Origin of the sequence: Moellerella wisconsensis, assembly GCF_022592395.1 — a bacterium.
GTDB lineage: Bacteria > Pseudomonadota > Gammaproteobacteria > Enterobacterales > Enterobacteriaceae > Moellerella > Moellerella wisconsensis.
The window spans coordinates 240,337-260,735 of the sequence record NZ_CP093243.1; the positions used below are offsets into that span (position 1 = coordinate 240,337).

The window sequence follows — 20,399 nt, forward strand, 5'->3', positions numbered from 1 at the left end:
GGGGGATGAAATGTCTCAATCCAACGGGTATTGGACCGGTAATTTGCACGCTGGTTCCACAGTGTTCCTTCAGCGCCAGGACGGTCATCTTACCAAGGGTGAGGTTGTTTACGTTGCCGATCAACAGTTCAATGTTGCAGGCATTTCCTCTTCCTTTGATAAATTCACGGCGACCAGCATAGAAGGTGTTGTGGCGCTGCCTGATGAGTATGATGTCCGGGAGCGTTATAGCATTCAGCAGCAGCGGGATTACCTGGACCATCTGGACATCGCAACACTTTCTTCTCACCAATCTATGCCGGTTTACATCTAGCGAAGCGTGCGGGGGGAGGAGCATTGCCAGGTATGCCGGTCACTGAAACCCCGGAAGGGATACACAGATATATACAAGAACTCAATCTTAATGCCTTGAGTGAGCTTCAGGTCATGTATATGTTAACTGGTTTAAAAATAGCAAAGAACGATTAAAAAGAGGTTTTCTATGTCCACGACAGAGCGAACTAAAAAAGGGGCCCCGCGCCGGAAAAAACGTGCACGCAAAAAGCACAGGCACTGGTCGTATTCGATTTCATCAAGGGAGTACCTGATTGCGTTCCTTCTGGTGTTAATTGTTGCTGCATTATCGGTAATTTATTACTGGCGTTCGACAACCTTGGTCACTACCTGGGATGTTGGTGCGGTCACTCAGCCAGTTATTCGGACATATAATGAAACCGGCACTGGCATGAAAACAGATTTTCAGACCACTAAGGGCCAATTTACCGTTCAGCTACAAATTTTCCCCAATCCGGGCCTGCCGCTTGAACTGCGCCAGTACCATCGTGGGAATTTCAAGCTTTGCTATTTGATGGGGGACTACGAATATCAGTCTGGAAATGCCCTGTGCTTTGACATCCCGACAAGTGATGGCCTAACCATCAGCAGCAAATTGTAGCACCTGTAAATTCGGTCAGCGGCACTACCCGAAGTAAAATCAGCATTATATACATTCCTAAGGAAGTGCAAATGAGCCAACCATCGATAGCGCAACGCATTCACACCAAATTACCACCGAACTCGGTTGAGGGAGCTATTCAGGCGCTTGAGAATACAGCCTTGCTTTCAGGAGCTGACGTGTTATCTATTACCGTCATGCGCAACACGATCTACGCGAAGTTGGAAGAATACAGCGATGTGTTATCTCTTTCGCCGGAGCGGGTCCTCCAGTCACTAGAGGATATTCGGGGTCATGAGTCGCCAGTTCAGTTCTACAGCGATCAGCGCCTGCCGGAAATTTGCGATGCTTACACTTGGCCGACCGCTGAAGAATTTCGCGAGTGCCTCAGTGAAAGCGGTTCAGCGCCCGTATTCCTTTGCCCGAACTGCAATCAGGATTCGAACCACGAAAGTGAATGCACCGCGCAAATCACAGATAGACACGGTGTTCAAGTAAATTGTGGCTGGATCTTGAGCCCAACCTCGGATATTCTACGAAACAGTATAAAAATACTCATACAAGCTGAGTTTTTGAATAATCTCCAGATCCATCATCTTTTTCGCCCTAAAGGAGTCGCTCTCCCAACGCGAGTTTGTTTTGATGAATTTGGTGAAGACCTTGAAGACGACGTGTGTTGAGAGATAAGAAAGTAGTACCTTATTTAATAGATGCCTCGTTTAGGACGAGGCTTTTTTTTTGCCGATTCACTTCGTCAGCAGTTACCCCCACAGGATAATAATTCTATTTCCCGTGAGGTACTCCATGACCACTTTAGCCATCTACGATCCCAATCGCGCCGTTGAATTTCAGCCTATGTTACCCCTGTATCAAACTGAAGACAGTCATCATGCTGGTATCAATCCGCATGAAGGGTTTCGTATGTTTAATTCACTGACTCAGTTGCTCGCGGAGTACCGTGAGGCTCGTAGCGAAATCGAATCCCTGCATCTCGCTGTGATGGGCAAGCGCCACAGCCAGGCATTTCGCTATTTCACAGACGGATGTAACAACTCGATGGGGACTACGTTGGCCGTTGATTGCCTGTTTGATCTCCAGCGCGCCACATGCGCACTGGATGAGTCTTTCTGGCAACAGGTATTAGATCTGACTGGGGTACGAAACTTTATGCCGACCGCCCGAAAAGATGAATGGTACAACACGCTTCGACAGTGGCGCAAAGCTTCACCAGATCGACTTACCACCCTGCGGCCCGTTGCCTTCACGGAAGAGAACGTGCTTGCCACAGCCAAAGGCTTGACCACCGAGAAAAAAGATTATTTCGCAGAAATGGTCGAAGGCGTATTCAAAAACCTGTCCGTATTTCACAAAACCAACAAGGCGCAAGGATTTAGTCCGAAAATGGTAATCACTAATTGCCTGCCTTGCCGTGACTATAAGCGGGGTTATGACAATATGGATTACCTCAGCGATCTACGTAAAATTATCGGCCTCATGCAAGGCCGTCCCGGCGCAGAGATCGTGAATAAATGGGCGTTAGAGCAATCCCTCAGTAATAATGTTGGGGAGTGGATATCGGTAGACGGTGGCACTCTGACATGCAAAGGCTTCCTGAATGGCAATGTACATATTCAGGTCTCAGAGGCTGTGTGCGATGACCTCAATACGGTATTAGCTTACCGAATGCCTGGCCTCATCCCACAGTTCAAAGAGCGAGGAAAAACCAACAAGGCACCGCACAACACGCAATACACAGGCGATTTAATTGACTACCGGATTGCGTTCCCAACATGCACTGAACTCGCTGAAATGGCGCGAAACAACCAACACAGTGCGAAACAATATGGCACAGGACCATTCACTATTGTAATGCCTCGCCTATACCATTATGCCGACCTGGTGAGGAAGGAGCTTGATAGCATCTTCCGCATTCTGGGCGCTGTAGAGCTTAAACCTGAAGTCTACGAATTTGAATTTTGGCCGATGGAAGCATTTAAAGCGATCGCCATCAGTGGCACGCTGCCCGACCAGAAAACGCATCAGTTCTATCCAACAACAGGCGAGCTTCAGAAAGCTGCAATGGATGAATGTGACCCGCAAGAAGGGGACTCACTATTAGAACCGAGTATCGGTTTTGGCACACTTCTCCGCAACTTGCCGGAGGGCATCAAGGTAACTGGGGTAGAGACAAACAGCGTTGCTGCTGCGTGCTCGCGCCTACGCTGGGATACCTACCAGCAAAATTTCCTAAATGCCACAGTTAAACAACTCGGATTATTCGAACGAGTGTTAATGAATCCTCCCTATTCTCAAAACCGATGGAAATTGCACGTTAAGCATGCTCAGCAATTCGTTAAGAGTGAAGGTAGGATAGTTGCCATCCTGCCAGGCAGCGCTACGCAAGACAATGTTAAGGCGTTAATTGAGAGGGAATGCTCAGTCAATCAAGTAGGTTCCTACGAAAACGCATTTGATAAGACAAACATTAACGTTAAACTATTCGTTATTGATTTTTATTAAAATTATTTGCCGAAGCATACTCTATATACTACGGCATTAACGGTAATCTCATGAGCAAAACAGACTACATACTCCGTGCGTTGTCAAAGATTTCGCATAAACGCTGGGAGCACTACATTATCAATCGGGTCGTCCATACGCTGGATGATCCAGATATTGAGTTCGTTTGCCAACAGTGCATTCGAAAAGAAGGGCACTTAGGCAAAATATACCTTGCTGATCTGCTTTTTCCACAGCTGAACCTCTATCTTGAGATTGATGAGGCTCATCATGATAGTAACGACGCTAGAAAAGCTGACGCCGTGCGTCGTTTAGATATCGTAGAGGCAACAGGGTTCCAGGAGGAACGGATCCCTGCCAGTAACATAACTCTCAGCGAGGTAAATAAGCTGGTTGATGAGTTTGTCCGTTTAGTTAAAGACAAAAAAGAAGAGCTCGAAAATCAAGGCCTGTTTTTCCGCTGGGACTATGACGAACGATACTCTGCAAAAAAGCATATAAATACTGGCTACATGGCCGTGGGCCCTAACTCGGTTTTCCGCTATCACAGAGATGCTTTGCAATGTTTTGGGTACCGAAGAGAGGGACATCATCAGTCAGGCAGCTGGGCTCTGCCTGCTGAAGTCGTTCAGTCCATCGGATTGACAGGCCGCGTAATGGTCTGGTTTCCTCGTTTGTATGAGGCTGGAGAGTGGAAAAATGCACTCTTGGCAGACGGCAACAAGATCACTGAACAAAGCCTTAATGCAACAAGAAACTATCAGGAAACGTGGGATTACCGCATTGTTATGGCGCATTCCCGTGATGAATTAAACCGTACCTTGTACCGTTTTTTAGGCGTCTTCGCTATCGACGTTGATAAGTCCTCAGACGAAGTAAAAGTGTTCAGTCGTGTTCATAGCCAAGTCAACGTTTACCGCTCCCAAAATTAGCCGACATTTTGTCGGCCATTATCCTTCGTCACCGTTCCCCATCATCGTAAAATAACGGCCTCATAGGTTAGCTATGCCATCTTTGCTGCTTTTTCTACACCTATATGGCTCGCGTTATCAGTGATTATCTAAACCCAGGACAACAGTGTGACTCAGTTTGTTAATTTGCGCGGTAAGCGATTGGCTTTTTCCGCCAAAGATTCATCTTCTATCCCTCCCGGTGCTTCAGGTCTTATTTATCCTAAAGACTCAGGGTTTATCATTACCGATGAGACAGGCATTGAACGCCTTTTTATTGAGCACGACAGGGCCACAGGGGTCTCCTGGTTTTTAAAAGTTAGCCGTCGTGGCGTCCGCCGTTGGTTTGAGCCAACTAACGATGACACGCTCAAAGAATTCGGGTTAGACACCCTTGACTATACCGCCTCAATCATCCTTGCCGGGCGTGTCCACCAGCAATGTAAAAAATACCTTTCAACGATACAGGCACGATAAAACATCAGGTAAACAGCCCAGAACAAGCAAAAAATGAAGGCGTTTCGATCTCCTTTACGTTCTTTGTCAGCGGTAGTTGCATGAGACAATTAACGCATTCGAAACTGCTTAGGAAGAGTCATGGGTAAATTTAAACATTGGTTAAAGCTGGTGGTCTACCGCTTTACATTGAGCAACGACGAACTTTCGAAGTGCCTGGCTGATCGCCGGAGCATGGATGAGTTTCGCCGCAAGGCCTCTGATGTGAAACAGCGCATGAAACTCCATGAGCTCGCTGGTGGTCGTTGCAATGAAGATGGCGGAGAGGGAATCCCGTTAACATTCCAAGGTATCCGTCTGAAAGCTTATCAACCTGCCGAGGTGACTATTCTTGCCTCACGATCTACAGGCTCCAACGTTGTAGACCTTAGCACGCGCCGAAAGCGTCGTGACCTGGTCAATGTCATTTCACACTCGTCGCACCAAAAGCGTTGCGGTCAATAGTCCATATTTAAATGGCGGATTCAAGTCCGAAGTGCAACGCTAAGCCGCCTTTCTTAGCTCCGCAAACACCACCGAAGGTTGTCTGAACCCCAGACACTTGCGTGGCCTGCTGTTCAACGCTCCCTGATAGCGTTGTAAGTCTTCTTCTGTCACTGTCCGCAGGTCTGTTCCTTTCGGGATAAACTGTCTTAACAACCCATTCGTATTCTCGTTCAGCCCACGCTCATGCGAGGCATACGGATGGGCAAAGTACGTATCTGCGTTCAGTGCTTCTGCTATCGCCTTGTGCTCACTAAACTCTAGACCGTTATCGAACGTTATTGTGTGACATACATCCTGATACTCACTCAGCAGTGAGATAATGGCCTTACTGACTTCCACCGCATCCTTTGAAAACACCTTTTTTGTCAGGTAAATACGGCTTTTGCGTTCTGCCAGTGTCACGATAGCACCAGTGCCCTGTTTACCCTGCACCAAATCGGCCTCCCAGTCCCCCAGACGGCTACGGTCATCGACGACTGACGGCCGTAGCTCAATGGATACCGCGTCAGGGATGCGCCCTCGTTTCTGCCCGTAGCCCTTACGATATCGCCGTTTGCCCTGCCTAAGATGCCTGTACAACTCGCCACCGCTACGCTTATCCGCATAGATATACTGGTAAATCCATTCATGGCTGACGCTAAGACCAATAATGCTGCCAATTGCACTTATTTGCTCAGGACTCCACTTCCACTCCAGAGCAAATATCACGAAATCTATGGTCTGCTGAGGAATTGTCCTTTTGGCAGATGACAGCCGCCTATCACAGCACTTCTGGTGTGCCTGTTGTGGGTTATAACCAGTATCTGAAGTGTTACGCCTCAGTTCACGGGAGACCGTGGACTTGCTTACACCGATACGGATACCTATCTCATGGCAGGATAAATTATCCTCACGCAGTATCGATATCTGGTATCGTTGTCCTTCGGTTAGTTGCTGATACTTCATACTTACTCGCTCATCTTTGGTCGGAAGAGCAGGATAGCTTATCAGTAGCTAACCGTCCTTCCATCTAACATGACCGAGCGTTGCACTTATTATCTGAATTCGCGTAAAAGCTAAAGCAAAGGCGTTAATAGGATAGATATAATACTTATAAGGGTTATGGGATAGAATGGAAAATGAGACACTACACACAGCAACAGGTAATCAAACTCCTTTAGATAATGCCGTATCGTCATTAAACTCTATTTTAGATGTTATTTTCACAGTAAATGATTATGTTTTATTTTTTATAATTTTAATAATAATTTTCGCTAAATCGAAGTCAAGACTATTCAAATTGGCTTTTGGTTATTCTGGTATATCAGTTGTATTTTTACTCTCTAGTTATTTTCTCAGGGATGATTTACTGTTTGATATTAATAATACACCGCGATTCGGATTATTGATGATCAATATCGGCATGATTACAACAGCATTATATTTAATATACTGGCTTATCTATCTATTCAACGAAAGTGGTATGATTGATAGCAAAAAGAGTGAGCCATAGCTAACCGAAAAAGGGTGCTTGTATCACCAACCCATCGTAATCTGTAAAAGAGAAAATGTGGGGGTTTCCCCCCACAAAAGCAACACTACTAATTACATGATAGTGTTGCCTGAACCACCGTACCTCCGCTTGTAAAATTGAGTGAACATAAACGATCACGCATTAACAAAGAGAAGCACAGAACTGTGATACACACAGTAATCAGCCCTATCAGGGCAAATTTGCTCATTTCTCTTGACTCCTTGAGTAAAAGGAGACAGAATCAAATTGCAACGTTTGTAGACTGCCTCGAGTTAAGGAATATTCCTAATTCGGGGCTTTCGTCTTTTTGGCTCTTGGCTATGCTCGAACCAAAACGATTCAAGCACCCAAGGCAATATTAGCAGATTATTATTAAGAGACATACTGTTAATTGAAAATTATAATACTATATTTTAATTATGTTTTTTGCTTTCTTAATAAAGAATTTATCCAATAAAACGGTTATTAATATCAATATAACAAACAAATCAACCTATAATTAACAACAGCCTCTAAGGAAAAATATTTTATTGAATTACCACATTATCTAAAAAAACAGCCAAATGTAGATATTCGATTTCATCAAGGTTAGTAAGACTTAATTTTGAATTTAATAATTCAATTTTAATTTCATTTGAAAGATGGTCTAACAGAATCCTATCAACATTAGATAATCGACCTATTTTGTCCTCTGCCGGAAAATTTAAAATAATATATCCTGCATCAGTGATTTTAGATATTATCTCGTAATCTTTCCTTGATATTTTAATCTTTTCAGGTTTGATTTTCGGTTTTGTTTTTATTCCTTCCCTTTCATTATCAAGGCGTTTCTGCCATTCCCTTTTATAAATCCCCCCATTTTGGATAACTCTGACTCGCCACTCTACTGACTCAAAATCTGAAAGTCGATTAAAATCGTTTTTATCTATATTTTTCAAAGGGATAAATCTATCCCCAATTATAAACCGAAAGATTTGTTTAATCATGTATATCTATCTCTCTTTGAATTTCAAATATATTTCAGAATTAAACTAAAAAAACGAAATACATTAAATTTAGTTACTTATGACAAACTTGTAGAAATTTAAAGAACGAATATCAAAGCAAAAATCAGGATTAACAACAAAATTGAAGCTACTAAGTAGGCAATAACTTTGCTTGTTGCTCCATTTTGGTTATAGGTAATCAAAAAGATATTTGCACCAGATAGAATATATAATAGAACAAAGAAGAATCCATTTAATCGAATTGAACCTTCAAATAGAAACATACCAAATAAAATAAAAACCATTATTGAAAATACAAGACTGATTACCATTTCTAGTTTTTTTAAATTCATCACAACCTCTTTAATTAATTGTAGAGTTTACAAGAATATCACTTCATCGACTGATTATATCTATCAATAGCCGCATCGTAATAATCCTTATCTACTTCAATACTGTAACTTTCATCACCTAGTACGTAGAGAATTTTATAATCTCGCTCGATGGTTCGATAAATTTTTAACTGGCTATATCGCTTTCCATCTTTCACGGCTTTCTTATTAAAATCGGATTTGAATATGTAAACTAATAACATGACGAATGCTAGACAGATCCAAAATGTAATAACCAAACCAAAGCCCAAGTCATTTACCGCTGACATTATCCCTCTCCGAAACAGTTAGGTAATTAGTAATGTAAAAATCATTATTAGTTTTATGAACTTACAACGTAATTTCATTATACAACAATTTAAAGATTGCAAGCCTTTTAATGCGTACTAATACCGATATTTTAGCTATTCGATGATAAATACCTGTGCTACCCTTTACTCGGTTAAATATGCATTTAATGTAGTAACCTTTATTCTTTTCTGATTTGTGGTTAGTAATGCTGATTGACGCACCAGAATCAACGATAATTTTTACACCAATTTTCTACACCAAAGAGGGCGGTAATGGGGGAGTTAATATTACGTGACACTGTAACAAATATTGTTGATGTAAATAACATGACGAAAAACACCAACAATCCAGCAACCAGCTATTTGCTACGGCTACGTTCCAAACAAAGTCAAAAGACAATGCGATCCTGCCTCGTGTCGGTGGTCAAGTTGTTTCGTTCTACGGACCCATTCACGTTTGACTGGTCCATTATGGATCGGGATTCTGTCCAATTGGTACTTCAGAAGTTAATACTGGAGAAAAAGACCCCAAATAGTATCAACCTAGTCCTGAGCGCGATTAAAGGGGTTGCTGAAGAAGCCAGAGCATCACGAACCATAGATAGCGATACATATCAGGACATTAGAAGCATACGTCGCATTCGTGGGAACCGTATTGGTAGAGGGCGTTCACTGAGTAGTAGTGAAATAACGCAAATTTATCAGCATCTTGATAGCCTAAATACCGCAGTCTCTATACGTGATGCAGCGATTGTTTCACTGATGCTCGGCTGCGGTTTGCGCCGTGCTGAAGTCACTTTGTTAGATATGGAAGATATCAATTTTGATAACTACGCCGTTAAAATAATGGGGAAGGGTAACAAAGAAAGAACTAATTTTATGCCAAGTGATACCCTCCGTCGCACTCGCTTATGGATTGAAACTGTTAGGGGAGATCATTCCGGTGCAGTTTTCACCCGTATTCGTAAAAATGATGATGTGACTTGCGATAGAATAACAACCGATGGTTTACGGTATATTATTGATAAATTGGTGAAAGATTCAGCCTCTGATTCATTTACCCCCCATGACTGCCGACGAACCTATGCTACTAAGCTGTTAGAACTCGGTGAGGACCTACTTACTGTCAGAGAAGCTATGGGGCACAGTAGTGTCGCTACTACACAGCGATATGATAAACGAGGTGTAACACGCTTAGAAGCTGCTGCTCGTAATCTTCAATATTAAAAATAGGAAAGAATCATGAGGATTTTAGCTCATTCAATAGATTCAAGTGCAATTGCACAAATTAATGTCAAAGTTCCGGCAAGAGATTGGGTAGTCCATTCAATAGGTGAGCGTGACTATGGGATTGATTTGATGATTCAAGTATTTAAGGACAAACAGCCCACTGGTAATTGTTTTTTCGTTCAAGCAAAAGGTACACAGACTAAATTTACCAATAAGGTTAAAATGGCAAATTTTCCTGTCGATACGATAAAATATGCATTGCTTTTTAATGTTCCATTTTTTGTTTTCTACATATCAACAACAAGTAAAGTAATTAAATATATTTGGCTTCAAAAATATGTGGAATTAGAATTAAACGAGAATAAACCAAAATGGCGTGATCAAAAAAGTGTAACGCTATATTTTCCTGATGAAAACGATTTGGACACTAACACGGCTAAAATCGATAATATCTTGATAGAACATAGGGTTGAGATAGAAAGCCTTGAGTTTTTAAAATTATATGAGGAACTTGTATTACATACAGGGTCTGTCCTTACAGGGCAATATGGAGTTAGTCAATACTGCGAAGATATTTGTATTGGACTTATCAAAATTCAGTGGTTAATTAATCACCTTGGTATAAACACAGAATCGCAGGTCGTGTATTCAATATAGAGATCATCATAATAGATAGTGTTCACGTTCAATGAATGTCCCGATAATTTTGTCATGCATTTCAGGTGACTTCGAGTAACCTAACGTCTTACGGTTAAGGCGCTTCAAGCGGTTTCTCAGATTCAAATTCTCTCTTTCTATTCGTTGCGTATAAAACTTACTTGCTACATGTTTCTGCTTGGGCAATATCTCATAAGCACTGAACTTATCCGTGCACCAAAAAGCGACATTAAACCTAGACAGTAAAGCCAGTAACTGGCGAAGAGTCCTTTTGTTTCGACGACCAAACGTATGAGCAATAATCCGTTTTAGGCGGGGCTCCCACGCATACCAAAGCCAGCGTTGTTGCTTCTTATTAGTCACAAAAGACCACTGTTCATCGACCTCGCAAAGGAGTTCAATGTGCAGATTATCAAGAGGTAAAGAGGTTACCTGTCTAGGCGAGAGTTTTTTAAAGTACGAACAACCGCATTAATGCTGATATGAAGGGCCCTAGCAGTATCACGAATACCGGCATTATTCATAGTGAGGTCGATAATTTTATCTTTAGTTCCGGGTTGGCAAGCACGATATTTATAATCGAGTTGGAAGCTTCGGCAGCAATCTTGGCAACGATAACGTTGATGACCAGTGCTACCTAATCCATGTTTTTTCACTGGGGGCGTTTGTTGACAAAATGGGCACCTTACATCGACTTTAGCCATGAATATTCTCCGATAAATTACCCTATATTACAGGTTAATCACCGGATTGAATACATGACCGAATCGCACGGAAGTAATATTAATATATTTAACCTTAAAGACGCATTTTATAATATTCATACAAATAATCATATTAGCTCAGATGAGTGTACTGTGATTGATGAACAACTGGAAATATTAGAATGTATTAAAACTGAAATAATATCCAAAGATGCTTTAAATGAAATGGCATATGACTATGCCAATATTATACCATTTTAAATTATGTGAATTATATATTTATGCGAAATCTAACCACATGGACCTATTCAGAAATAACGAAGCTAATTGGGGTAATTGACGAACCTTTTTTCATTGAAAAGATATGCAAATTTACTGGTCGTAGTGTAAATGATGTCCTCGCTAAATTATTGAACATGGGGTTGTGTGAAATAAACCATAAGGATAATAAGATATCTACGGCTAGGAATACTAATTTAAACTACCTCATTCCTCATTCATCATTTATTCCTAAATTATTAGAACTTGGTTGGATATATGAGTTATCAAACAGGGAGGAATCTCTTAAAGCCCCCAAGTGGTGGGTGAGTAATGATCAGTTCCCTATGAGCAACACTATCGAATTGAATCGTAATGAAACAGTATGGGTTAATGAGGAAATTCATACAGTTATCTCCATGATACAAAAAAAGATGAACCTAAGCTCAATCGCAGATAAAATACATAGAAATCAATCATCTATTACCGCAATGTTAATAGATCTTGGTATTTTAGAATGCATTGATAAACAAGCAATCTTTTTGTCTGAAGTTAATGAATTGAAACTTTCAAAGCGCGAATTCAGATAATAAGTGCAACGCTCGGTCATGTTAGATGGAAGGACGGTTAGCTACTGATAAGCTATCCTGCTCTTCCGACCAAAGATGAGCGAGTAAGTATGAAGTATCAGCAACTAACCGAAGGACAACGATACCAGATATCGATACTGCGTGAGGATAATTTATCCTGCCATGAGATAGGTATCCGTATCGGTGTAAGCAAGTCCACGGTCTCCCGTGAACTGAGGCGTAACACTTCAGATACTGGTTATAACCCACAACAGGCACACCAGAAGTGCTGTGATAGGCGGCTGTCATCTGCCAAAAGGACAATTCCTCAGCAGACCATAGATTTCGTGATATTTGCTCTGGAGTGGAAGTGGAGTCCTGAGCAAATAAGTGCAATTGGCAGCATTATTGGTCTTAGCGTCAGCCATGAATGGATTTACCAGTATATCTATGCGGATAAGCGTAGCGGTGGCGAGTTGTACAGGCATCTTAGGCAGGGCAAACGGCGATATCGTAAGGGCTACGGGCAGAAACGAGGGCGCATCCCTGACGCGGTATCCATTGAGCTACGGCCGTCAGTCGTCGATGACCGTAGCCGTCTGGGGGACTGGGAGGCCGATTTGGTGCAGGGTAAACAGGGCACTGGTGCTATCGTGACACTGGCAGAACGCAAAAGCCGTATTTACCTGACAAAAAAGGTGTTTTCAAAGGATGCGGTGGAAGTCAGTAAGGCCATTATCTCACTGCTGAGTGAGTATCAGGATGTATGTCACACAATAACGTTCGATAACGGTCTAGAGTTTAGTGAGCACAAGGCGATAGCAGAAGCACTGAACGCAGATACGTACTTTGCCCATCCGTATGCCTCGCATGAGCGTGGGCTGAACGAGAATACGAATGGGTTGTTAAGACAGTTTATCCCGAAAGGAACAGACCTGCGGACAGTGACAGAAGAAGACTTACAACGCTATCAGGGAGCGTTGAACAGCAGGCCACGCAAGTGTCTGGGGTTCAGACAACCTTCGGTGGTGTTTGCGGAGCTAAGAAAGGCGGCTTAGCGTTGCACTTCGGACTTGAATCCGCCTTATCTCTGCCAGTTCTGATGCCTCCACTTTGCCCTTTTTAGTAACTTTACGAGCTCTCCAGTCAACACATGTAACTTGATCCGCTAATGCGTAGCTGTCTCTTTCGTTCGAGAGTTCGCATTCAAATGGATAGCCTTTGCCTTTAGTTGTACATGGTACGCATAGTAAGAGCCCTACTTTATTATTGTATGCAAAAGGGCTAAGGACAACTGCTGGACGATGACCGCCCTGCTCATGTCCTTCAACTGGATCAAAGTCAATCCAAATCAAATCGCCAGAATCAGGTACGTATCGAGATACCATTAAATTAATTCCTTACCTGTTCGAGCTCCGAAGTCTACTTTCTCATGGATATTCTCCGGTGTGATACCGGCTAACAAATTATCTAATGAGTATTCTACCGCTTTAACTGGCGTAATGATGATACGACCTTCTTCTACCGCTATTTCAACCGTATCATCAACGCTAAGTGCCGCTTTTTGCATGATTGCAACAGGAAGCCGTACAGACGGGCTATTGCCCCATTTTTTTACTGTGACCTGAGCCATTTATCACCTCTACAATTCAACGTCCGAGTTTTAATAGTAGCACCCCTATTTAAATGTATCAACATTGTTGATTACAATAAACACATAAACACATAAACACATAAACACATAAACACATAAACGCATAAACATATTAGCGCATGTGTAACTAACTGATTTCACAAGTTAGGTATGTTTTTCTTATGATTTAATGTGTTTTTGCTTAAATACACATTAACACAAATACACATTGATTATTTTTTGGCTTCCTTAGATAATGAAAAAAACACAAACAAACATATGAGGTTTTCCAGTGAAAGTAATTTCTTTTTTAAATCCGAAAGGCGGCTCTGGAAAAACAACCACCGTCATAAATGTTGCTACTGCTATGCAGAAAGCAGGTTATTCATTAGCAGTTGTAGATACAGATCCTCAAATGAGCCTATCTAACTGGTCTAAAGAAGGGAACTGTGATTATGATGTTTTCACCGCCGCCAGTGAGAAAGACGTTTATAGTATCCGTAAAGATCTAAGTGATTATGATTTTGTCATCGTAGATGGAGCTGGTTCACTTTCTGTCATTACATCAGCAGCGGTTATGGTTAGTGATCTAGTTATAATTCCAGTCTCGCCAAGCCCTCTTGATTTTTCCGCAGCCGGTAGTGTTACATCGGTCCTCGAAGCTCAAGCATACAGCCGTAAAGTAGAAGCTAGATTTCTGATTACTCGTAAAATTGACCAAACAACTATGTTGCAAGTATTAAAAGACAACCTCAAAGATACTGGCTTGCCTTCTTTCAAAACAGCTATTTCTCAACGGCAGAGCTATATCAAATCTATTCTAGATGGTAAGAGTATTTTTGAAACTAATGATGGAAATGCAAAAGGCGAGATAGAAATACTAACCAGAGAAATTTTGACTATTTTTGAGTCATAATGTGTATTAACACATTAACACATTAACACATTAACACGAATATATATTTACACAAATGCGCAAAAACACATAAGCGTATTTGTGTTTTGAAATTAAAAGAGATACTTTATGGCACTTAAAAAAGTAAACGAATCAGCAAATTCACAGAAAATGAAATTCGGTAAAAACAGAGACTTAGATAAAATTCTTGATAAAAGTACAAAAACCAAACGCATTAATGTAGATCTTGACGAAGATACTCAAATTCGATTCAAAGCTGCATGTGTCAAACGAAACACCACAATGAAAGAAGTAATATCAGATTATGTTCATCAGTGGCTAAAGGAAAATGAATAGGTAGTGGTTTTATAGGGATGATATTTCATCCCTTTTTATTGCACTTTTATCTCAATTTCACTAGGTAACATTCAAAATAAAAGTGCCTCATGCTCAATTATTCGAGCCAATCTGGTAGTTTTGGCAATGGTTGTTTTTTCCACGGCTCTTGCTCTCCAAGATCCCAAATTTCAGTGTTGTATGTCCCTGTTCCACCAAAATCAAAGCATGGTCGTAACTGCGATATGTAGCAGTATGCGAGAAAGCCGTTCTCTCTCTTGCGTACCAATTCAGTCCAACCGACCGCGTATATATCTTGCAGATATCCTTCCCAAGCAAACAGTACACCGGTATTGCTCCAATGTTCTAACTCAGGATAAAACTTTCTTATTTCCTTTATAAAATCAATCACGTCACTATTGAATTCATTATCTGGACATGGATTATTGGGGTTCCGTTGGAACGTATCTTCTTTAAAAACAAACATGATCCGGTCCTCTACTCTAACTGGCAGTGTTTTTGCCTTTCATTATTGTTTGTGTAATTTAATCTTCACCTAGATATTAGGCTAATGGTCTATAAAAACCTAAAACATCCTCACTCGTGTAAATACACATAAACACATACGTGTTTTTGTGATTAACTCCACACAAACACACATTATACACATACACACATAGGTGTGTATGTGTATAATTGTTTTTGCCATACGTTATATGATTATAATAAGTACCAACACTAGGGTTATAACGCCACATTGTGGCGTTTTTTTTATTGGTGTGGTAGAGGGATTTTTGATTTAGATGTAGTGAGATTGTATTCACTTTTGTATTTTAAAACTAAAAGTGTAATCCAGTATGTATGCAATGATAGGAATTACAAAAACGAAGTGTAAGATATAAGACGTAAATAAAAAATCAGATATCATTACTGAATTATTTCTGTAATTAATAGCTTGATATCCATTAAAATACCAAACAATAATATTAATTATGTAGGGTATTACAAAGTATAAGATAAAACGGTGTTTTTTGTTAAATTTAACATTTTTAATGAAAAATGTCGTTGCCAATGTAAGAAGAATTAGATAACAAAAAAATGAATATGATAGCAATTTCTGTATTTCAATAACTATTTTAGAATTTACAGAATGGGGGTAAAGTTTAAAAAAGTATTCATGCACCGTTTCTAAGTAAAAAAGAACAATACTTATAAACAGTGATATTAACGGGATAAAAAAATTAGATTTAATAAGCACCTGATATGACCCCCCCGCGTTTTGGGTAATGTAGGTCAATTAATTTCTCTCTGAAATTCCAAGGATCTTCGCGGAAGAAAATCTTTTTATCCAAAGAGTTAAATATACCGCCACTGTCTTTAAGTATATAAAACACTGTTTCTGAACACATAGCCCATCCAGCTCCGCCATGTTCAAATATTAACTCTTTTATTTTTTCTGCTTGAACTCTAGGCACTACAAATTCAATTATCTGAACGTCTGGACCATCCCACAACTGAAAAGAAAGGTAATCATCCCAATTAAACTCAGGATATTGGAAAAATTCACCTGAACTACGTGGCGCTCGTAATTCTTCAATATTATTATAGCACTCTCTGGAAGGGCACTCAGAGTATCCCCCTGATGGGTCATACAAAAGAGCATCTTCACCTTCTCCAACCACTATACCTGTATGCCCAATCCCCCAATTGTAATTAACAACTATAAAGATTTTAACTGGATCATCTATTAATGAATCACGGTAAGGGTCTGGTGAACTTACGATGGGAACGTTGAATCGATTAAAGTACACATCATTTATTTTCATTGTCATACCTACATGACTGATTCATTTCTGATGCTATATCCTGAAGTGTTAGCAGTATTATGTGTGCAAGTAATGCTTTCATATATTATTGAAACTTTTTCAAATGGTTGCATTTCATTTTCAGTTAATGAGTTCGGCGACTCATTTGTAAGACGGATGATTGATGCTTTAGTAAGCAAAATCTTTTTGTAAGGAATCATTACCCCGCTTTTATCTACGCGATAATATTCAAAAAGGCACTCTAAAATCTCATTGTTTGACATTGCAGTTAACAGAAGGGGGGAGGATTTGTCATCGGCTTTTATCAAGATGAATGGCGCGTGAGATACATTTTGTTTTCGTGCTAGATCATAGGTTGTTGAGTAGACAAGTATCTGATCTTTATGACCATCTTGATATTTATTACCAATTGAATCATAGCTCGAACAACCCGCAGAGATAAGCCCTTGCTTGTTTCCCTTTAGCGTTAAGTAAATCATTTCTGACATAGATATTCCTTTCCATATGTTAAATTTACCTTGATTAATGCATTTTTTCCTAAAATTTGCAATAGGGATAGCTGTCACGTTGAATCAAAATCGACTACTTTTTGTTCTTAACTAAATTGTTGTTGAGATGTTATCTGATATATACAATAAATTCATATTTTGGTGATAACGCCGCTATACGGCGTTATTTGTTACGAAAAGGTTCGTAAATAATGCTTATGAAGAAAAATAGCGACTGTTTAACGATATTGTACCGCTGGGAGTTATGGGCTTACACTTACTAAATTGGCTTATTTACCAATGATTCAATTTTTAAGTTGGCTCGTTCAAGCCAATTTAAGCTATCAATACAGTCCTTCTCATTAATAACGATAGACAATACTTGATTATACAAATCATTATTTAGCATAAATTTCATACTATTCAAATAGCCATATAATGGGTCCCTAATTATCACATCATCTGTCGTGACTGATTGTGCACATGCCCGATAGCGGATATCTTTAATGTTTTGTACAACACTCATACAAGCTGGACAGTTGGCTTTGTATTTCTCTAAATCAGAATATCGCTGTCCTTCAATCCCTTCCATTGCAGAATAACTATTACCCAACGCTGGCACTGAGATCAGCGTAGTTATCAGAATGAAAGGCAAGGATATTGTCAGTTTCATTTTGGATTCTTAGTTTAGGTTGTTCTGCTGTTCACATAGCAGTTGCAACTCAGTCCATACCTCATTTTCCGAGGCTTTTAAAACCTCATCCAACTGATCTGGTGTCGTTGCTTCTAATACGGCTTGTCTATTCTCACCACTTAACTTACCGGACATGATTTGTACACCAGACATGATCATAGAGTGATATAAGTTCTGACGTTCCTTTTCATCTGATGAAAATATGCTATCCAGCATCTCCAAAACCCCGTTATAGCGCAAAATTTCACTTTCACTGCACTGTGACGTATTCATTAGGTGTTTGAGCTCGTGTAGCTTCTCACGCGCTTTAAATAGGGCATAGTTTAGAACTGTTTGATCTCGTTTCATTTCTGCCATCACATAATTAGGATTTTGAACGTTACAATTTGAAATTTGGTCTGCCTTAGCCATTCTGCTCTCCTGCATTTGTATTTTTACTATTAGGTAATACTCTAAACACACCTGTCTGGTAATTCATTATTATAGAACAGGAATTATTAGTCGGTTGTAGCCTTGCTTCGATGTAAACAAGTTGTCCTTTCTGACCAAAATTAGCTGCTATTTCTGCTATTTTTCCGTATGCACTAATGTTAAACCAATCTGTTATCGGGTTTCCTTTAGAGTCATGCCGGTTAATTGCAACAGAGAAGTAGGTCATTGCCTCACCGTTACGTTCTGAATACTTCAGATTATCTTTCGGGGACGAACCTAATCGTGCGATCAGTTGCACCTTGTTAAGTAATTCCATAGTTAAGCCTGAATAGCTTCAGTGTTGGATTCGGTTTTGCTCGGTTCGTTCTCATCATCATTAGATGCGGCGGATTCATCATTCGCAAACTTCTGAAGAACATCATTAAGCAGGGTCACAATTGTTACCGGCATTTCGACAGTCACTGTTTCATCATTTTCTTGAATATCAGCAACTTTGTCGTGAATTGTTGTGCGGATTTCACTTAATTGTGAAAACACGGAATGTATTTCTTTTTTTGAAAAAGGTACTTTCTTCGCTGAAGGTACAAATTTCCGTGTGACTTTATTTTTGCCGCTGTCAGTCGCCTTCTGCAATCCTGCAATGATCACATCATATGCCTCTTGATTAGTTTCTTCACACTCAAGCAGTATTTCTATGGCTAAATCTGAAGTAATCAGGTTCTTTCTGACAAGATCAGTGATTCTGTAATCTGCTCGGAACAAGCGTAATAATCTGTTGATCGTAACAACACTTGTGTTCGTATATCGTGCAATTTCCTTTTTTTCCCATCCCATACTAAGTAAACGATGGAAACCATCAGCTTTTTCTAACGGAGCTAAAGGTTTTCCTTCTGAAGATGTCAGCATATTGACGATCTCAAGTTGCTGACTGCCTGAGAACTCCGTGACGTATACGCCTTTAATCGTGCATCCTTCTTCCATTGCCATGCGTAGAGCGCAATATCTGTGGTGTCCATCAATAATCTGTAAGCGTGGCAGATTATCAACCGTTATAACTTTCACAACGATAGGTGGAACATAAACACCTGATACATACGAATTCTTGATTCGTCCAGCATGTTCAGTATCAATCTCCCGAAGATTGAAACCTTCCTGTACGTACAGTAACTCAACGTTAACGCGATAAATATCACCACGCGAACACACCTTTTCCTCAAAGGCATCAGACATTTTGCGTAATGTTGAGATATTGTGCGCTTCAGTATTTTTCTTCAGAGTAGGGTAGGGTAGGTCATTGAGAAGTACCTTGCTCATATTCGAATTTTGTTGACTGCTATTCGTTGAAATTGCTGCGTTAGTATTCATAGTCCTCGCCTTGTCATTGTGTAACTAGGTATTATTTTTATTCGACGTAAGGCTATCACACAGGATTTTCTATTTTCCTTAGTTACATAAGGAAAACGGCATCATTTCGATTTATGTGCATTGCTATCAATTAGTTAAAGGCGAACAACTCCAGAGGGTAAAAGTGTTAAAGATAATCATATCAATGACATATCGCAACAATCATAAATTGATAATGATTGTTTCATTATCTTAATAATGTTCAGAAATATGAATATAATTCTAAACGAAAGACGTTCTCAATTTAGGTATACTGGTTGAAGCAATTGTAGGAAATGCGTAAATTGCTCTTATAACCTCATTTTCAACATTTGCACCTAGATGAGTTAGCATCTCCTGATAGAATCCTAACAATCCTTTCTCTTCATGGGATTCTAGATCAGCCCATCGGTAATCTTGAGGTATTTGCTTTTCTGAACCATTTTCCTGCGCAATCTTGAGAAACAGTAGATAACTAAGCTCATAAACATACTAGTAATAGGTGATCCCATCACCTCTCAAGATGTTACATAAACTCCAAATTTTTTGAACAATTGTTTCTTGCTTCATATTTTATCAACTCAAATTTTAAATCAATCTTAGAATGAGAAAAAGCACTCTAAAAAACACTCATGGTTTATAATGCCCTCAATTCTTTTATTCAATTTATTAGCGGGCCACTCAGAAACTTACGACTCCTTCTAGTC

30 protein-coding genes and 1 pseudogene are annotated in these 20,399 nt (G+C 40.1%); 15 read left to right on the forward strand and 16 right to left on the reverse strand.

All coding sequences use genetic code 11. The features are described 5' to 3' along the window. Positions 1-10 precede the first annotated feature (10 nt). From MNY66_RS17290 to MNY66_RS17320, 7 genes are all read left to right on the forward strand, one after another. Positions 11-313: a hypothetical protein gene (locus MNY66_RS17290; RefSeq protein WP_241501924.1), complete on the forward strand. Its 303-nt coding sequence runs from the start codon at positions 11-13 to the stop codon at positions 311-313. A gap of 168 nt (positions 314-481) precedes the next feature. Further along, on the forward strand, positions 482-934 hold the full coding sequence (locus MNY66_RS17295; RefSeq protein WP_241501925.1) for a hypothetical protein: 453 nt from the start codon (positions 482-484) through the stop codon (positions 932-934). A gap of 71 nt (positions 935-1,005) precedes the next feature. Then, a complete protein-coding gene (locus MNY66_RS17300; protein WP_011039662.1) occupies positions 1,006-1,614 on the forward strand; it encodes a hypothetical protein in 609 nt (202 codons plus the stop codon). Positions 1,615-1,738: 124 nt separating this feature from the next. Then, positions 1,739-3,454, forward strand: a complete 1,716-nt coding sequence (locus MNY66_RS17305; protein WP_067423765.1) for a DUF4942 domain-containing protein — start codon at positions 1,739-1,741, stop codon at positions 3,452-3,454. 50 nt (positions 3,455-3,504) lie between these two features. Further along, positions 3,505-4,386, forward strand: a complete 882-nt coding sequence (locus MNY66_RS17310; protein ID WP_067423767.1) for an AbaSI family restriction endonuclease — start codon at positions 3,505-3,507, stop codon at positions 4,384-4,386. Positions 4,387-4,533: 147 nt separating this feature from the next. Continuing rightward, on the forward strand, positions 4,534-4,881 hold the full coding sequence (locus MNY66_RS17315) for a hypothetical protein (protein ID WP_067423769.1): 348 nt from the start codon (positions 4,534-4,536) through the stop codon (positions 4,879-4,881). A gap of 120 nt (positions 4,882-5,001) precedes the next feature. Beyond that, a complete protein-coding gene (locus MNY66_RS17320; RefSeq protein ID WP_011039666.1) occupies positions 5,002-5,364 on the forward strand; it encodes a hypothetical protein in 363 nt (120 codons plus the stop codon). A gap of 39 nt (positions 5,365-5,403) precedes the next feature. Here MNY66_RS17320 and MNY66_RS17325 read toward each other — a convergent pair whose 3' ends face one another. After that, positions 5,404-6,351: an IS30 family transposase gene (locus MNY66_RS17325; RefSeq protein ID WP_140035165.1), complete on the reverse strand. Its 948-nt coding sequence runs from the start codon at positions 6,349-6,351 to the stop codon at positions 5,404-5,406. A gap of 166 nt (positions 6,352-6,517) precedes the next feature. On the opposite strand from MNY66_RS17325, the gene MNY66_RS17330 reads away from it, so the two are divergent. Continuing rightward, positions 6,518-6,898 (forward strand): hypothetical protein, encoded by a 381-nt coding sequence (locus MNY66_RS17330; RefSeq protein WP_048821763.1) that lies wholly within the window; start codon positions 6,518-6,520, stop codon positions 6,896-6,898. An 88-nt stretch (positions 6,899-6,986) separates the two neighbouring features. On the opposite strand, the gene MNY66_RS17335 is transcribed toward MNY66_RS17330, so the two are convergent. The 4 genes from MNY66_RS17335 to MNY66_RS17350 all read right to left on the reverse strand — a co-directional run bounded on the left by MNY66_RS17335 (position 6,987) and on the right by MNY66_RS17350 (position 8,566). Further along, positions 6,987-7,127, reverse strand: coding sequence for a Hok/Gef family protein (locus tag MNY66_RS17335; RefSeq protein ID WP_072022937.1), 141 nt, complete (start codon positions 7,125-7,127; stop codon positions 6,987-6,989). Positions 7,128-7,446: 319 nt separating this feature from the next. Next, positions 7,447-7,905 (reverse strand): hypothetical protein, encoded by a 459-nt coding sequence (locus tag MNY66_RS17340; RefSeq protein WP_094962568.1) that lies wholly within the window; start codon positions 7,903-7,905, stop codon positions 7,447-7,449. Between the two features lie 98 nt (positions 7,906-8,003). Then, positions 8,004-8,258: a hypothetical protein gene (locus MNY66_RS17345; protein WP_048821760.1), complete on the reverse strand. Its 255-nt coding sequence runs from the start codon at positions 8,256-8,258 to the stop codon at positions 8,004-8,006. A gap of 38 nt (positions 8,259-8,296) precedes the next feature. Then, entirely contained in the window at positions 8,297-8,566 is a 270-nt protein-coding gene (locus MNY66_RS17350) for a hypothetical protein (protein WP_048821758.1), read from the reverse strand. A 294-nt stretch (positions 8,567-8,860) separates the two neighbouring features. Between MNY66_RS17350 and MNY66_RS17355 the strand changes: the two genes are divergently transcribed. Then, entirely contained in the window at positions 8,861-9,814 is a 954-nt protein-coding gene (locus tag MNY66_RS17355) for a tyrosine-type recombinase/integrase (RefSeq protein ID WP_166268230.1), read from the forward strand. A 15-nt stretch (positions 9,815-9,829) separates the two neighbouring features. Then, complete coding sequence (locus MNY66_RS17360; RefSeq protein WP_241501926.1) at positions 9,830-10,474, forward strand: DUF4365 domain-containing protein; 645 nt, start codon at positions 9,830-9,832, stop codon at positions 10,472-10,474. Positions 10,475-10,480: 6 nt separating this feature from the next. On the opposite strand, the gene MNY66_RS17365 is transcribed toward MNY66_RS17360, so the two are convergent. Next, positions 10,481-11,178 (reverse strand): IS1 family transposase gene (locus MNY66_RS17365; protein WP_104872948.1). Its coding sequence is split into 2 segments (ribosomal slippage): positions 10,481-10,929 and positions 10,929-11,178, totalling 699 coding nucleotides; the frame shifts between segments, so codons are not numbered across the junction. A 54-nt stretch (positions 11,179-11,232) separates the two neighbouring features. On the opposite strand from MNY66_RS17365, the gene MNY66_RS17370 reads away from it, so the two are divergent. The 3 genes from MNY66_RS17370 to MNY66_RS17380 all read left to right on the forward strand — a co-directional run bounded on the left by MNY66_RS17370 (position 11,233) and on the right by MNY66_RS17380 (position 13,063). Beyond that, entirely contained in the window at positions 11,233-11,439 is a 207-nt protein-coding gene (locus MNY66_RS17370; protein WP_241501927.1) for a hypothetical protein, read from the forward strand. A 20-nt stretch (positions 11,440-11,459) separates the two neighbouring features. Further along, the gene (locus MNY66_RS17375) at positions 11,460-12,026 is read left to right on the forward strand and encodes a hypothetical protein (RefSeq protein ID WP_241501928.1); all 567 of its coding nucleotides are present in this window, start codon (positions 11,460-11,462) and stop codon (positions 12,024-12,026) included. An 89-nt stretch (positions 12,027-12,115) separates the two neighbouring features. Next, positions 12,116-13,063 (forward strand): IS30 family transposase, encoded by a 948-nt coding sequence (locus tag MNY66_RS17380; protein WP_140035165.1) that lies wholly within the window; start codon positions 12,116-12,118, stop codon positions 13,061-13,063. On the opposite strand, the gene mazF is transcribed toward MNY66_RS17380, so the two are convergent. Further along, complete coding sequence (mazF, locus tag MNY66_RS17385; protein ID WP_241501929.1) at positions 13,046-13,393, reverse strand: endoribonuclease MazF; 348 nt, start codon at positions 13,391-13,393, stop codon at positions 13,046-13,048. The two genes, MNY66_RS17380 and mazF, sit on opposite strands and share 18 nt — an antisense overlap. Continuing rightward, positions 13,393-13,638 (reverse strand): AbrB/MazE/SpoVT family DNA-binding domain-containing protein, encoded by a 246-nt coding sequence (locus tag MNY66_RS17390; protein ID WP_023159984.1) that lies wholly within the window; start codon positions 13,636-13,638, stop codon positions 13,393-13,395. The genes mazF and MNY66_RS17390 overlap by 1 nt, the downstream gene beginning before the upstream one ends. Before the next feature lie 292 nt (positions 13,639-13,930). On the opposite strand from MNY66_RS17390, the gene MNY66_RS17395 reads away from it, so the two are divergent. Then, positions 13,931-14,554, forward strand: coding sequence for an AAA family ATPase (locus MNY66_RS17395; RefSeq protein ID WP_023159958.1), 624 nt, complete (start codon positions 13,931-13,933; stop codon positions 14,552-14,554). A 108-nt stretch (positions 14,555-14,662) separates the two neighbouring features. Further along, positions 14,663-14,890: a plasmid partition protein ParG gene (locus MNY66_RS17400; RefSeq protein ID WP_048821767.1), complete on the forward strand. Its 228-nt coding sequence runs from the start codon at positions 14,663-14,665 to the stop codon at positions 14,888-14,890. Positions 14,891-14,987: 97 nt separating this feature from the next. Here the strand turns inward: MNY66_RS17400 and MNY66_RS17405 are convergent, their stop codons facing one another. The 8 genes and pseudogenes from MNY66_RS17405 to MNY66_RS17440 all read right to left on the reverse strand — a co-directional run. Beyond that, positions 14,988-15,356: a hypothetical protein gene (locus MNY66_RS17405; RefSeq protein WP_048821769.1), complete on the reverse strand. Its 369-nt coding sequence runs from the start codon at positions 15,354-15,356 to the stop codon at positions 14,988-14,990. A gap of 760 nt (positions 15,357-16,116) precedes the next feature. Beyond that, positions 16,117-16,695: a hypothetical protein gene (locus MNY66_RS17410; RefSeq protein WP_048822182.1), complete on the reverse strand. Its 579-nt coding sequence runs from the start codon at positions 16,693-16,695 to the stop codon at positions 16,117-16,119. Between the two features lie 8 nt (positions 16,696-16,703). After that, positions 16,704-17,183: an Hcp family type VI secretion system effector gene (locus MNY66_RS17415; protein WP_048821772.1), complete on the reverse strand. Its 480-nt coding sequence runs from the start codon at positions 17,181-17,183 to the stop codon at positions 16,704-16,706. A 280-nt stretch (positions 17,184-17,463) separates the two neighbouring features. Next, entirely contained in the window at positions 17,464-17,856 is a 393-nt protein-coding gene (locus tag MNY66_RS17420) for a hypothetical protein (RefSeq protein ID WP_048821774.1), read from the reverse strand. Between the two features lie 9 nt (positions 17,857-17,865). Continuing rightward, positions 17,866-18,288 carry a hypothetical protein gene (locus MNY66_RS17425; RefSeq protein WP_048821775.1) on the reverse strand — a complete coding sequence of 141 codons (423 nt, stop codon included), beginning with the start codon at positions 18,286-18,288 and terminating at the stop codon, positions 17,866-17,868. Further along, positions 18,281-18,625 carry a single-stranded DNA-binding protein gene (locus tag MNY66_RS17430; RefSeq protein ID WP_023159966.1) on the reverse strand — a complete coding sequence of 115 codons (345 nt, stop codon included), beginning with the start codon at positions 18,623-18,625 and terminating at the stop codon, positions 18,281-18,283. The genes MNY66_RS17425 and MNY66_RS17430 overlap by 8 nt, the downstream gene beginning before the upstream one ends. A 2-nt stretch (positions 18,626-18,627) precedes the next feature. Beyond that, complete coding sequence (locus MNY66_RS17435; RefSeq protein WP_072070749.1) at positions 18,628-19,674, reverse strand: ParB/RepB/Spo0J family partition protein; 1,047 nt, start codon at positions 19,672-19,674, stop codon at positions 18,628-18,630. Positions 19,675-19,980: 306 nt separating this feature from the next. Further along, positions 19,981-20,262 (reverse strand): annotated as a pseudogene (locus tag MNY66_RS17440) (type I restriction-modification system subunit M N-terminal domain-containing protein); the annotation flags it as partial. Between the last annotated feature and the right edge of the window lie 137 nt (positions 20,263-20,399).

What these genes read in the sequence shown, in the direction of transcription:
- MNY66_RS17290 (WP_241501924.1), top strand. Translation starts at nt 11, where the DNA reads ATGTCTCAATCCAACGGGTATTGGACCGGTAATTTGCACGCTGGTTCC.
- MNY66_RS17295 (WP_241501925.1), top strand. Translation starts at nt 482, where the DNA reads ATGTCCACGACAGAGCGAACTAAAAAAGGGGCCCCGCGCCGGAAAAAA.
- MNY66_RS17300 (WP_011039662.1), top strand. Translation starts at nt 1,006, where the DNA reads ATGAGCCAACCATCGATAGCGCAACGCATTCACACCAAATTACCACCG.
- MNY66_RS17305 (WP_067423765.1), top strand. Translation starts at nt 1,739, where the DNA reads ATGACCACTTTAGCCATCTACGATCCCAATCGCGCCGTTGAATTTCAG.
- MNY66_RS17310 (WP_067423767.1), top strand. Translation starts at nt 3,505, where the DNA reads ATGAGCAAAACAGACTACATACTCCGTGCGTTGTCAAAGATTTCGCAT.
- MNY66_RS17320 (WP_011039666.1), top strand. Translation starts at nt 5,002, where the DNA reads ATGGGTAAATTTAAACATTGGTTAAAGCTGGTGGTCTACCGCTTTACA.
- MNY66_RS17325 (WP_140035165.1), bottom strand. Translation starts at nt 6,351, where the DNA reads ATGAAGTATCAGCAACTAACCGAAGGACAACGATACCAGATATCGATA.
- MNY66_RS17330 (WP_048821763.1), top strand. Translation starts at nt 6,518, where the DNA reads ATGGAAAATGAGACACTACACACAGCAACAGGTAATCAAACTCCTTTA.
- MNY66_RS17335 (WP_072022937.1), bottom strand. Translation starts at nt 7,127, where the DNA reads ATGAGCAAATTTGCCCTGATAGGGCTGATTACTGTGTGTATCACAGTT.
- MNY66_RS17340 (WP_094962568.1), bottom strand. Translation starts at nt 7,905, where the DNA reads ATGATTAAACAAATCTTTCGGTTTATAATTGGGGATAGATTTATCCCT.
- MNY66_RS17345 (WP_048821760.1), bottom strand. Translation starts at nt 8,258, where the DNA reads ATGAATTTAAAAAAACTAGAAATGGTAATCAGTCTTGTATTTTCAATA.
- MNY66_RS17350 (WP_048821758.1), bottom strand. Translation starts at nt 8,566, where the DNA reads ATGTCAGCGGTAAATGACTTGGGCTTTGGTTTGGTTATTACATTTTGG.
- MNY66_RS17355 (WP_166268230.1), top strand. Translation starts at nt 8,861, where the DNA reads ATGGGGGAGTTAATATTACGTGACACTGTAACAAATATTGTTGATGTA.
- MNY66_RS17360 (WP_241501926.1), top strand. Translation starts at nt 9,830, where the DNA reads ATGAGGATTTTAGCTCATTCAATAGATTCAAGTGCAATTGCACAAATT.
- MNY66_RS17370 (WP_241501927.1), top strand. Translation starts at nt 11,233, where the DNA reads ATGACCGAATCGCACGGAAGTAATATTAATATATTTAACCTTAAAGAC.
- MNY66_RS17375 (WP_241501928.1), top strand. Translation starts at nt 11,460, where the DNA reads ATGCGAAATCTAACCACATGGACCTATTCAGAAATAACGAAGCTAATT.
- MNY66_RS17380 (WP_140035165.1), top strand. Translation starts at nt 12,116, where the DNA reads ATGAAGTATCAGCAACTAACCGAAGGACAACGATACCAGATATCGATA.
- mazF (WP_241501929.1), bottom strand. Translation starts at nt 13,393, where the DNA reads ATGGTATCTCGATACGTACCTGATTCTGGCGATTTGATTTGGATTGAC.
- MNY66_RS17390 (WP_023159984.1), bottom strand. Translation starts at nt 13,638, where the DNA reads ATGGCTCAGGTCACAGTAAAAAAATGGGGCAATAGCCCGTCTGTACGG.
- MNY66_RS17400 (WP_048821767.1), top strand. Translation starts at nt 14,663, where the DNA reads ATGGCACTTAAAAAAGTAAACGAATCAGCAAATTCACAGAAAATGAAA.
- MNY66_RS17405 (WP_048821769.1), bottom strand. Translation starts at nt 15,356, where the DNA reads ATGTTTGTTTTTAAAGAAGATACGTTCCAACGGAACCCCAATAATCCA.
- MNY66_RS17410 (WP_048822182.1), bottom strand. Translation starts at nt 16,695, where the DNA reads ATGAAAATAAATGATGTGTACTTTAATCGATTCAACGTTCCCATCGTA.
- MNY66_RS17415 (WP_048821772.1), bottom strand. Translation starts at nt 17,183, where the DNA reads ATGTCAGAAATGATTTACTTAACGCTAAAGGGAAACAAGCAAGGGCTT.
- MNY66_RS17420 (WP_048821774.1), bottom strand. Translation starts at nt 17,856, where the DNA reads ATGAAACTGACAATATCCTTGCCTTTCATTCTGATAACTACGCTGATC.
- MNY66_RS17425 (WP_048821775.1), bottom strand. Translation starts at nt 18,288, where the DNA reads ATGGCTAAGGCAGACCAAATTTCAAATTGTAACGTTCAAAATCCTAAT.
- MNY66_RS17430 (WP_023159966.1), bottom strand. Translation starts at nt 18,625, where the DNA reads ATGGAATTACTTAACAAGGTGCAACTGATCGCACGATTAGGTTCGTCC.
- MNY66_RS17435 (WP_072070749.1), bottom strand. Translation starts at nt 19,674, where the DNA reads ATGAATACTAACGCAGCAATTTCAACGAATAGCAGTCAACAAAATTCG.